The 11,744-nt window shown below is 39.2% G+C and carries 9 protein-coding genes; all 9 read left to right on the top strand.

Annotated features, from left to right (window positions below; all coding sequences use genetic code 11):
* Positions 1 to 219: 219 nt before the first annotated feature.
* The 9 genes from mutS to FG383_RS20110 all read left to right on the top strand — a co-directional run bounded on the left by mutS (position 220) and on the right by FG383_RS20110 (position 11,582).
* Positions 220 to 2,781 carry a DNA mismatch repair protein MutS gene (gene mutS / locus FG383_RS20150; RefSeq protein WP_142609424.1) on the top strand — a complete coding sequence of 854 codons (2,562 nt, stop codon included), beginning with the start codon at positions 220 to 222 and terminating at the stop codon, positions 2,779 to 2,781.
* A 16-nt stretch (positions 2,782 to 2,797) separates the two neighbouring features.
* Positions 2,798 to 4,603, top strand: coding sequence for a DNA mismatch repair endonuclease MutL (mutL, locus tag FG383_RS20145; protein ID WP_142609422.1), 1,806 nt, complete (start codon positions 2,798 to 2,800; stop codon positions 4,601 to 4,603).
* Between the two features lie 10 nt (positions 4,604 to 4,613).
* Entirely contained in the window at positions 4,614 to 6,125 is a 1,512-nt protein-coding gene (gene glpK / locus FG383_RS20140) for a glycerol kinase GlpK (protein WP_142609420.1), read from the top strand.
* Positions 6,126 to 7,778 (top strand): glycerol-3-phosphate dehydrogenase/oxidase, encoded by a 1,653-nt coding sequence (locus FG383_RS20135; RefSeq protein ID WP_142609418.1) that lies wholly within the window; start codon positions 6,126 to 6,128, stop codon positions 7,776 to 7,778. It abuts the gene before it with no gap.
* Between the two features lie 20 nt (positions 7,779 to 7,798).
* Complete coding sequence (locus tag FG383_RS20130) at positions 7,799 to 8,695, top strand: alpha/beta fold hydrolase (protein WP_142609416.1); 897 nt, start codon at positions 7,799 to 7,801, stop codon at positions 8,693 to 8,695.
* Complete coding sequence (miaA, locus tag FG383_RS20125; protein WP_142609414.1) at positions 8,688 to 9,608, top strand: tRNA (adenosine(37)-N6)-dimethylallyltransferase MiaA; 921 nt, start codon at positions 8,688 to 8,690, stop codon at positions 9,606 to 9,608. Before FG383_RS20130 ends, miaA begins: the two co-directional genes overlap by 8 nt.
* Before the next feature lie 62 nt (positions 9,609 to 9,670).
* Positions 9,671 to 9,892, top strand: coding sequence for an RNA chaperone Hfq (hfq, locus tag FG383_RS20120; protein ID WP_142609412.1), 222 nt, complete (start codon positions 9,671 to 9,673; stop codon positions 9,890 to 9,892).
* 74 nt (positions 9,893 to 9,966) lie between these two features.
* On the top strand, positions 9,967 to 10,266 hold the full coding sequence (locus tag FG383_RS20115; RefSeq protein WP_142609410.1) for a rhodanese-like domain-containing protein: 300 nt from the start codon (positions 9,967 to 9,969) through the stop codon (positions 10,264 to 10,266).
* A gap of 71 nt (positions 10,267 to 10,337) precedes the next feature.
* Entirely contained in the window at positions 10,338 to 11,582 is a 1,245-nt protein-coding gene (locus FG383_RS20110) for a methionine gamma-lyase family protein (protein WP_142609408.1), read from the top strand.
* The last annotated feature ends 162 nt before the right edge of the window (positions 11,583 to 11,744 follow it).

Genomic DNA, 11,744 nt, shown 5'->3' with positions numbered 1-11,744 from the left:
AGCATAATGAGACTTCACAACGTCCGCCTAAGCGGCGGTGAAGGCTCATCGCTTACCCGGTGGAAAGCGTACGACTGCAGCGAAAATCCTAGCGGTCACCTAATAGGTCTTCTACGACGCACTATCCTATATTAAGTAATCAATCCATTAACCTAAGCACTCCCTCTTTTGATTTGTTATAATAAAATAGAAAGTTTTTAGAAGAGAGAAGGGCAACACATGACAACACAAACTCCTATGATGCAACAATATATAAAAATAAAAGAAGCATATTTAGATGCCTTTTTATTTTTCCGATTAGGCGATTTTTACGAACTATTTAATGACGACGCGATCAAAGCAGCGGCTATTTTAGAAATTACGCTAACTAGTCGAAAAGATGGCGTTCCAATGTGTGGCGTGCCCCATCATTCGGCACAAGGCTATATTGAAACGCTTATTTCTAAAGGGCATAAAGTAGCTATTTGTGAGCAAGTGGAAGATCCTAAGCAGGCAAAAGGTGTCGTAAAAAGAGAAGTTGTTCGATTAATCACGCCTGGAACGATTATTGAAGGAAAAGGCATGCAACATAAAACGAATTATTTTATTGCATCAGCGGATGTAGTTTCTCCAAACGAAGTAGCTTTTTCTTATTTAGACGTCTCCACAGGGGACGGATTTACAACGATTCTTCATGGGGATGAAAAAGAAGTCGTACAGGAACTACTAGCGATACAAGCAAAAGAATTAATCGTGAGTGAACAAATGTACGTATTGATCAATGATTTATCGGCGATCCATGATTTTACATTATCGATTGAACAAGATGAAGCAAATGATCAATCCATCGAAAAATACGTGCCGAATCATCCATTAGAAACACATCGTACAGTGAAACGCTTAATACAGTACATTCAAAAAACACAAATGCGCTCGCTATTACATATTCAACCTTTTACTTTTTCACGTAGAGACTCCTTTTTAGCGATTGACTACCATTCGAAACGAAATTTAGAGCTTATTTCGTCGATTCGAAATGCAGATCAAAAAGGAACTTTATTATGGTTGCTGGACGAGACGGTTACGGCAATGGGCGGACGAAAGTTAAAACAATGGATTCATCAGCCACTTGCTGAAAAAAATGCAATTGAAGACCGATTAGCAGTAGTTACGAGCTTTCTAGAAGATTTTATGTTACGAGAAGAAATAAAAGAAGCATTTAAAGAAGTATATGATTTGGAACGATTAGTGGGAAGAATAGGGTTCGGAAGTGCAGGAGGAAGGGATCTCGCGCAACTGAGACAGTCTTTATCTAAAATTCCTTCTATTAAAGAGCAGTTAGTGTATGCCAATAATCAAGCATTAAATGATCTTGGTCAGGCAATAGAGGATTGCCAAGATATTTGGAAAAAGTTAGAAGATGCGATTCATGAAAATCCACCTATTGCTGTGAAAGATGGTGGCGTCCTAAAAGATGGCTATAACGAGCGATTGGATCAGCTAAGAGACGCATCTGTGAATGGGAAAAGGTGGATTGCGGAACTAGAACAAAAAGAGCGAGAACGTACTGGCGCGAAAAACTTAAAAATAGGGTATAACCGAATATTTGGCTATTATATTGAGTTAACGAAATCGACGATCCATCTTGCAGATGAGGCAAGATATGTGCGGAAGCAAACACTTGCCAATGCGGAACGCTATATTACAGATGAGTTAAAGGAAAAGGAAACGCTCATTCTGTCAGCGGAAGAGGAAAGTTTAGTACTAGAATATGATTTATTTACCCAATTAAGAGAAGAAATTAAAGCGTATATTCCTCGGGTACAAAAGCTTGCCAAACAAATTAGTGAGCTAGATGTGTATATTTCTTTTGCACAAGTAGCTGAGAAGTACCGTCTGACAAAACCAACTTTTCATGATTCGAATGCGATGATTATTAAAGAAGGAAGACATCCTGTCGTAGAAAAAATGATGAACAATCAATTATATGTGCCGAATGATTGTACATTAACAGAAGAAGAAAATATGCTACTGATCACAGGACCTAATATGTCCGGTAAAAGTACGTTTATGCGACAAATTGCTATTACTGTTATTATGGCTCAAATCGGCTGCTACGTACCGGCGGAATCGGCAGAGTTGCCAATCGTTGATAAAATATTTACACGTATCGGAGCGGCAGATGATTTAGCTGGCGGCCAAAGTACATTTATGATTGAAATGATGGAATCCCAGCATGCCATTATGAATGCGACAAGTAACAGCCTCCTTCTTTTTGATGAAATTGGACGTGGAACTTCGACATATGACGGGATGAGTCTAGCGCAAGCGATGATGGAATATATTCATGATCATATTGGGGCAAATACGCTATTTTCCACACATTATCATGAGTTAACTGATTTAGAAAAAACATTGGCGAAACTACGTAATGTGCATGTAGCAGCGACAGAAAAAGATGGAAAAGTCGTCTTTCTACACAAATTAAAAAATGGTCCAGCCGATAAAAGTTATGGAATTCATGTAGCTGAATTAGCGCAATTGCCAGAAGAAATTATTGAACGAGCACGAGAAATACTCGACACATTCGAACAACAAGAAAAGAAAGAGCTGGAGGAAACTTCCGTTCAGGAACAACAATTATCGTTCTTTGATGAACAACCGACGCAAAAAACGAAGCCGGTAGCAGAGCATCCTGCGGCGGATAAAGTGATGAAGAAATTGAAAAAAATTAATATTTCCGGAACAACGCCACTAGCTGCATTACAAATACTATATGAACTACAAAGTGAATTAGACTAAAAAGTAGGTGAATAAAATGGGACAAATCATCGTCATGGAAGAGCTACTTTCCAATAAAATTGCAGCAGGGGAAGTAGTTGAACGTCCCGCTTCTGTCGTTAAAGAATTAGTCGAAAATGCAATTGATGCGGAAAGTACATCGATTGAAATACTATTAGAAGAAGCAGGGTTAGCAAAAATACAAGTGACCGATAATGGAAAAGGAATGGACGAAGCGGATGCTGTTCAATCCTTCTCAAGACATGCGACATCGAAAATCACGACAGAACATGATTTGTTTCGAATCCGGTCGCTCGGATTTCGCGGAGAAGCACTTGCCAGTATTGCTTCTGTTTCGAAAATTAGTTTATGGACATCTGATGGCGATAATGTTGGAACGAAAGTGGAACTAGAAGGTGGGCGAATCATTTCTTGTACACCAGCACCTATTCGAAGAGGAACAGATATCGCTGTCAAGCAATTATTTTTTAATACACCTGCCCGGTTAAAATATTTGAAAACGATCCAAACAGAACTTGGTCATTCAATTGACTTGATCAACAGATTAGCACTTAGTTATCCCAACATAGCATTTAAGCTCATTCATAATGGGCAAACGATTATTCAAACAAGCGGTAGAGGAGATTTACGGCAAGTGCTTGCTTCCATATATGGAGTAGCAAATGTGAAGAAAATGGTTCCTTTCCAGAAGGAATCGTCCGATTTTCAAATCTCTGGATTTGCTACGATGCCAGAAATTACGCGAGCTTCTAAAAACTATATAACGATTTTAGTAAACGGCCGCTGGGTCAAACATTATGGGCTAAACAATGCCATTGTAGATGCCTATCACACGCTACTTCCAATAGGGAGATACCCAATTGTCGTATTAAATATTGAAACGGACCCAATGCTAACAGATGTAAACGTTCATCCAGCGAAGCATCAAATAAGACTTAGTAAAGAAAAAGAACTAATGGAGCTTGTACGTCAAACAATCCGTTCGGTTATTCATCGTGTACAACAGCCACCTAAAATTACAGAAAAACCAGAAGTAAAAAAACAACCGAGCGTGCAATTTGATTTCTTTAAACCATACTCGCCTCCTGAACAACCCATTGCGCAGGAAACGGAAGAAATAATGGGGCAGCCAACAATTATTCATGAAGCAAACATTCACGAAACGATTGAACCGTTACAAGAAGAGCCAGTTCCAGTCGTAGAAGCATATGTAGAAGAAGTAGTCGAAGCAAAACAACCATTTCCAGATTTACATGTCGTAGGACAAATACATGGAACATATATTGTTGCGCAAAGCGATGATGGCTTCTACTTGATCGACCAACACGCAGCACAGGAACGGATTAAATATGAATTTTACAAAGAAAAAGTGGGAGAAGTAAATGCTAGTGAACGCCAAGCGCTACTACTACCTCTTACGTTTCACTATTCACTGGACGAAGCATACCGGATAAAAGAATCCCTGCAAGAATTACAAGATGTGGGTATATTTTTAGAGGAGTTTGGTACTTCTAGTTTTGTCGTTCGGGAGTATCCAACATGGTTTCCGAAAGGTCATGAAACAAAGATTATTGAAAGCTTAATCGAACAAGTATTAACAAATCGAAAAGCAGACATTAAAAAATTGCGAGAAGAAGCGGCGATTATGATGAGCTGTAAATTATCGATTAAAGCAAATCATTATTTAACAATGCATGATATGCAGCAACTGTTAGAAAGCTTGAAAAATGCGCAGCATCCACTTACTTGTCCGCACGGGCGACCTGTTATTGTTCATTTTTCAACGTATGAAGTGGAAAAGATGTTTAAACGAGTCATGTAGGAGGGGCCAAATGGGGAAATTTATTTTATCAATTGATCAAGGAACTACGAGCTCTCGAGCGATATTGTTTGATAAACAAGGCAATAGTGTTCATACTGCCCAAAAGGAATTTACACAATATTTTCCAAAGCCAGGCTGGGTGGAACATGATGCACAGGAAATTTGGGGTTCCGTGTTGTCAGTTATTGCAACGGTTTTGACAGAAAGTGGGCACCAACCAGAAGATGTACATGCAATTGGTATTACGAACCAACGTGAAACAACAGTCGTTTGGAATAAGAAAACAGGAAAACCGATCTATCATGCAATTGTTTGGCAATCAAGACAAACGCAAAACATTATCGACGAGTTGAAAAAAGAAAAGCTCGAGTCCTTTTTTAAGGATAAAACAGGACTCATGCTAGACCCTTATTTTTCTGCTACAAAAGTAAAGTGGATTTTAGACAATGTCGAAGGAGCTAAAGAGCAAGCAGAAGCAGGGGAACTTCTTTTTGGAACAATCGATACGTGGCTAATTTGGAAACTATCAAATGGCAGTACACATGTGACGGATTACTCGAATGCTTCTCGAACAATGTTATATAACATTTATGAACAGAAGTGGGACAAAGAAATTTGCGATAAGCTACATATCCCGATGAATATGCTTCCAAACGTGGTATCTTCGTCTGAGATATATGCGCAAACGGATCCTTCCGTATTTTTTGGAAAAGCAATTGATATTGCAGGAGCAGCAGGAGACCAACAAGCCGCATTATTTGGTCAATGTTGCTTTGAAAAAGGAATGGCCAAAAACACTTATGGTACAGGTTGCTTTATGCTGCTCAATACGGGAGAAGAAGCAGTTCAATCCCCATCTGGGCTACTAACAACGATTGCATGGGGGCTAAATGGTAAAGTAACGTATGCGCTAGAAGGTAGCGTGTTTGTTGCTGGTTCTGCCATACAATGGCTCAGAGATGGTCTTCGTATGGTGAAAAAAGCAGCAGACTCGGAAGACTATGCGAAAAGAGTGGAGTCGACAGAAGGGGTTTATATTGTACCGGCTTTTGTTGGACTAGGTACGCCTTATTGGGATTCAGATGCAAGAGGTGCTATTTTCGGGCTATCCCGAGGAACAACAAAGGAGCATTTCATTCGTGCGACACTCGAATCTTTAGCATATCAAACGAAAGATGTTCTCCATACAATGGAACAAGATTCCGGAGTGGACGTTGAAGTACTTCGTGTGGACGGAGGAGCTGTGGGCAACGAATTTCTGATGCAATTTCAAAGTGATCTACTAGACTTGCCCGTAGAACTAGCTAAGTTAAATGAAACAACCGCTCTCGGCGCAGCCTTTTTAGCAGGGCTTGCTACCGGGTATTGGAAAGATGAGCAAGAACTTGCCGATTTGCGCGAAAGTCAAAAACTGTACGAACCGAAAATGGATGAACCTATGCGTAACCAACTATACAAAGGTTGGAAAAAAGCAGTGGAAGCAACTAGAGTATTCAAACTTTCAGATGAAGAGGTGGATTAAGTGAAATCTTCTGTGGAACGAGAGCAAATTTTGCACACATTAAATTTTTATGAGTTCGATGTATTAGTTATTGGTGGAGGTATTACAGGAGCGGGTATTGCTCTAGATGCAGTGACGAGAGGCATGTCTGTCGCGTTAGTCGAAATGCAAGATTTTGCTGCTGGCACTTCCAGTAGATCGACGAAACTTGTACACGGAGGACTTCGCTACTTAAAACAGTTCGATGTAAAAGTTGTAGCAGAAGTCGGGAAAGAACGGGAAATTGTGTATGAAAATGCCGTGCATGTGACCGAACCGGAATGGATGTTACTCCCTTTTCATAAAAAAGGAACATTTGGACCATTTAGCACATCTGCAGGGTTGAAAGTATATGATTTTCTTGCAGGAGTAAAAAAAGAAGAGCGACGTCATATGTTAACTCCCGAACAAACGCTAGAAAAAGAACCGCTCATAAAGAGCAAGGATTTACTAGGGGCCGGTTATTACGTAGAATATCGAACAGATGATGCGAGACTAACGATCGAAGTGCTGAAAAAAGCAATGGAAAAAGGGGCAGTTTGTTTAAACTACGCAAAGGCTAAATCGTTTATGTATAACGAACAAAACAAAATCATAGGTGCAGAAATTGTAGATGTCATAAAAAATAAACGTATTCATATCCATGCGAAAAAAGTTGTCAATGCAACTGGCCCTTGGGTAGACGCAGTTCGAGCACTAGATGCCATTGATAATAAGAAAAAGCTAAAGTTAACAAAAGGTGTCCACATTGTCATGGATCAATCTGCTTTTCCGTTAAGTCAGGCTATTTATTTTGATGCTCCGGATAAACGCATGATTTTTGCCATCCCACGTGATGGAAAAACATATGTTGGTACAACGGATACTTTTTTCGAAGGCAATATTGAGCATCCAACGGTAACAGAAGAAGAAGTGGACTATTTAGTAAATGCCATTCATCATATGTTCCCACTCGTAAATGTCTCGAAAAAACAAGTAGAATCGACTTGGGCTGGCGTTCGTCCACTTATTTATGAGGACGGGAAAAATCCTTCCGAAATTTCTCGGAAAGATGAAATTTGGCAGTCCGAGGCTGGATTAGTTACAATAGCTGGTGGAAAATTAACTGGCTATCGTAAAATGGCGGAAACAATTGTGAACACTATTTCCAAAGAGTTAGGCGATGAACAATATGGTCCTTGTGTTACTAAACATGTAACTTTATCAGGTGGTGATATTGGAGGAGCGCACCAATTGGAAGCTTTCATTGCAACTAAAGCTCAAATTGCCCCTTCCTATGGTTTAACAACAGCAGAAGGAAAAAGCTTAGCAAAATTTTATGGAACAAATGTCGATCGGGTATTTCACTATGCTCATATATTATCGACGATTCCATCTACTTTGCCATTAAGTCTTCTTGCACAAGTCTATTATGCGGTGCACGAAGAGATGGCCTATTCTCCTGCTGACTTCCTAGTAAGAAGAACGGGCATGCTTTATTTTCAAATCGAGCTATATAAAAAGTATAAAGCGGATATATTGAATGTAATGGGTCAGTTATTGCATTATACCGAGCAAGAAAAGAATTCTTTCCAGCAACAATTAGAGGCCTTATTAATGGAAGCTACTATACATGAAGGCGGGGCTGCTCTCTGAAAACCATTTTAGAAGGTCAAATGTCTGATGATCACTTGATTCATATTGTCCAATATATGCCAGAACAACCTCCAACTTTGCATGTGCATCTTTTGCACGGCATGGCGGAGCATATAGGGCGTTATGATGAATTTGCACAAGTTTTGGTGGAAAATGGCTTTATCGTTAGTGGTCATGATCATCGTGGTCACGGAAAAACGGCAGAAAAAAATGGTCAACAAGGTTTTTTTGCGGAACAAGATGGGTTTGAACGAGTGACAGAAGATGTCCGGGAAGTATTAGTGCAAGTACGAGAAGAAATCGGAGACGTCCCCCTTATTTTATTTGGGCATAGTATGGGTTCGTTCGTTGCAAGGAGATATATGCAAAAATATAGCGAATCTCTTGCCAAAGTGGTACTAAGCGGCACGACATTCAGCCCTGGAGTAATGGGGGATATAGGGAGTCTCATCGGGAAGTTTTCAGCTAAACAGAAAACACCGCAAACCGAAAGTGCTTTACTGAATAAGCTGTCTTTCGGCGGATTCAATAAGCGATTTAAAGATGCACAAACAGATTTCGATTGGTTAAGTTCAGATGCAAATGAAGTGAAAAAGTATATCGACGATCCGTTTTGCGGTTTTATCCCTTCGAATCAGTTTTATATCGATCTATTTCATGGATTAAAAATCATCCATCAAGAAAATGAAATAAAGAAAATTAGAAAAGATTTGCCTGTATTATTGATTAGTGGTTTACAAGATCCTGTTGGTAAATCTGGTAAAGATATTTTTAAAGTAGCGAAAGGTTTGACGAATGTAGGAATGGAAAATGTAACGGTACAACTAATAGAAAATGCAAGACATGAAATTTTAAACGAAGTGAATAAAAGCGAAGCGTCTCAATTTATCGTAAACTGGATGTTAAAAAATGACTGAGAAACCAGTAGTACTTGCAATTGTAGGTCCAACAGCAGTAGGGAAAACTGCTTTAAGTATTGAGCTTGCAAAAACATTCAACGGAGAAATTATTAATGGAGACTCGATGCAAATTTATCGGGAGCTTTCCATAGGAACTGCTAAAATTACCGAAGATGAGATGGAAGGAGTTCCCCATCATTTATTAGATATAAAAGATCCAACAGATAGTTTCTCAGTAGCAGAATATCAAAAAATCGTGCGAGAGAAAATAGAAGACATCGCATCGAGAGGGAAACTGCCGATTATCGTTGGAGGTACGGGGCTCTATATCCAATCTGTTTTATATGATTTTCGCTTCACAGAGCAGCCTAAAATAGACGTAGAGTTACAAAAACAATTGGAACAGCTATCACCAGATGAATTATTTGATCGATTACGAAAGGTAGATCCGGAAGCAGCTACCGAAATTCATCCTAATAATGTACAACGAATTATTCGCGCAATCGAACGAGTAGAGCTTAGCGGCAAGCAGAAAAAGGAAATTGAACAAAACCAAGGACATGAAAAAGTATATCCCCATTATATTATCGGGCTAACTACTAATCGCGAAATTCTCTACGAGCGGATAAATAAACGGGTAGACTTGATGGTAGAAAAAGGGCTATTAGAAGAAGTGAAGAAACTCCATGAAAAAGGGATTCGAGAAGTTCAATCGATACAAGCAATCGGTTATAAGGAAATCTATGCGTATTTGGACGGTCTCCTCCCACTTGACGAGGCATTGGATAATTTAAAGCAAAATTCTAGAAGATATGCAAAGCGCCAATTAACGTACTTCCGGAACAAAATGGACATCCATTGGTACGATCCATTTGTAGATAGTGGAAAGATCATAAAAGAAATTACAGATTTCTTGCAGGAGAATGAATGATTATGGCGAATAGTTAAATGTGGAGAGTACTTTTATGTAAAATGCACAATGGGGGAATTGGAATGAAACCTACGAATATTCAAGATATTTATTTGAATCAATTAAGAAAAAACAATATTTTTGTTACAGTATTTTTATTAAATGGCTTTCAACTAAAAGGGTTAGTGAAGTCCTATGATAATTTTACCGTTCTTTTTGAGTCAGATGGAAAGCAACAGTTAATATACAAACATGCTATTTCAACGTTTGCACCTTCTAAACCAGTCAGCTTGAACGAAGAATAAGCCTGGTAATTTGACAGGCAAGCAGGTTCCTATTATGATTTTAATGGAATAGACATGGAAGGACAGAGTAAAAAATGAATGTAATCACAACAGAAGAACTTTTACAAAAAATAGATGCTGGCGAAACAGTTAGCATCATTGATGTACGTGAAAGTGAAGAAGTAGCAACTGGTATTATTCCAGGTGCAAAACATATCGCATTAGGTCAAGTGGAAACAAGCATCGATCAAATCGATAAGTCAGTTCCTCATTATATCGTTTGCAAAGCAGGAGCGCGCAGTGCGATGGCTTGCGAAATTTTAGAAGAGAATGGCTTTACAGTAACAAACGTAGCAGGCGGAATGCTTGATTGGGACGGCGAAGTCCAATTTTAAGAGCGAAGACTAATTTCATTCTTTGAGATTAGTCTTTTCTATTTGTCATGAAACAGCAAGGAGAGAAACAGATGAATTTTACAACGACATTATCAGAAGAAGTTTTAGACTTAGCAAATAGAGCGGAAGCGAAAATAGCTAGTTATCATCAAGCGGTTGAAAAAATAGCGTTTTTCAATCAGCAAAAAGTAATTCATGCATTTAAAACGCATCATGTAAGTGATCATCATTTTAATCCATCCACTGGTTATGGCTATGATGATGAGGGACGGGATACGTTAGAAAAAGTGTATGCAACTACATTTGGAGCAGAAGCAGCACTTGTTCGTCCGCAAATTATTTCAGGTACACATGCAATTTCCATTAGTTTATTTGGCGTACTTAGACCGAATGATGAACTGTTATACATAACTGGAAAGCCATACGATACGCTTCAATCTATTGTAAGTGGTGGTGAAGAAGATACGGGTTCACTAGCGGATTTTGGTATTTCTTATCAGCATGTTGACTTACTAGAATCCGGTGCGATCGATTGGGAAACGGTAGAAAAAACGGTCAAAGGGAATACAAAAGTAATTGCGATCCAACGCTCTAAAGGGTATGCAGTGCGTCCTTCATTTACGGTAGAACAAATTAAAGAAATGGTCGAAAAGATAAGAGCGATAAAAGAGGATGCCATTATTTTCGTGGATAATTGTTACGGTGAATTTGTGGAAGAATTGGAACCTACTGACGTTGGAGTAGATTTAATGGCGGGCTCATTGATCAAAAATCCTGGTGGTGGACTGGCGAAAACTGGTGGATATATTGCAGGGAAAAGTGAATTTGTTACGAAGTGTGCGTATCGTATGACATCTCCTGGAATTGGAGCAGAGGCAGGAGCATCTCTAAATACGCTAATGGATATGTACCAAGGATTTTTCTTAGCTCCGCATATTGTTTCGCAAGCAGTTAAAGGCGCGATTTTTACTTCGGCCGTTTTAGAAGAAGTGGGCATGACGACGGAACCCCATTATTCGCAAAAAAGAACGGACCTTATTCAATCGGTATCGTTTCAAACAGCCGAACAAATGATTCAGTTTTGCAAAGCGATTCAAATGCACTCGCCGGTAAATGCCCAATTTGCTCCCGAACCTGCTTATATGCCTGGTTATGAAGATGATGTCATTATGGCAGCGGGAACGTTTATCCAAGGATCTAGTATGGAATTAACTGCAGATGGACCGATCCGACCTCCTTATACTGCGTTTATTCAAGGTGGTTTAACGTACGAGCATGTGAAATATGCTATTTTAGGGGCCGTACAGTCTTTTTAAGGTAAATATAGAAATAAAAGAAGTGTAGGAAGTGACTCTGAACTGAGCCCTTTAAAGTAGACAGTTTAATAAAAAGAGAGTTTGCAGTTTAGGCTGCGATGAGATGGTTTCGGTATGCTTCCGGAGCCATCTTTTTTAAATCCCATTGCTTTCGTTCTGAGT

The organism is Psychrobacillus soli (genome assembly GCF_006861775.1).
GTDB classification, from domain to species: Bacteria; Bacillota; Bacilli; order Bacillales_A; family Planococcaceae; genus Psychrobacillus; species Psychrobacillus soli.
The sequence above is the reverse complement of the archived record's forward strand: the minus strand, read 5'-3'. Positions and strand labels throughout refer to the sequence as shown.

Excerpts from the sequence above, each read along its gene's own strand:
- mutS (WP_142609424.1), top strand. The coding sequence starts at position 220 with ATGACAACACAAACTCCTATGATGCAACAATATATAAAAATAAAAGAA.
- mutL (WP_142609422.1), top strand. The coding sequence starts at position 2,798 with ATGGGACAAATCATCGTCATGGAAGAGCTACTTTCCAATAAAATTGCA.
- glpK (WP_142609420.1), top strand. The coding sequence starts at position 4,614 with ATGGGGAAATTTATTTTATCAATTGATCAAGGAACTACGAGCTCTCGA.
- FG383_RS20130 (WP_142609416.1), top strand. The coding sequence starts at position 7,799 with ATGTCTGATGATCACTTGATTCATATTGTCCAATATATGCCAGAACAA.
- miaA (WP_142609414.1), top strand. The coding sequence starts at position 8,688 with ATGACTGAGAAACCAGTAGTACTTGCAATTGTAGGTCCAACAGCAGTA.
- hfq (WP_142609412.1), top strand. The coding sequence starts at position 9,671 with ATGAAACCTACGAATATTCAAGATATTTATTTGAATCAATTAAGAAAA.
- FG383_RS20115 (WP_142609410.1), top strand. The coding sequence starts at position 9,967 with ATGAATGTAATCACAACAGAAGAACTTTTACAAAAAATAGATGCTGGC.
- FG383_RS20110 (WP_142609408.1), top strand. The coding sequence starts at position 10,338 with ATGAATTTTACAACGACATTATCAGAAGAAGTTTTAGACTTAGCAAAT.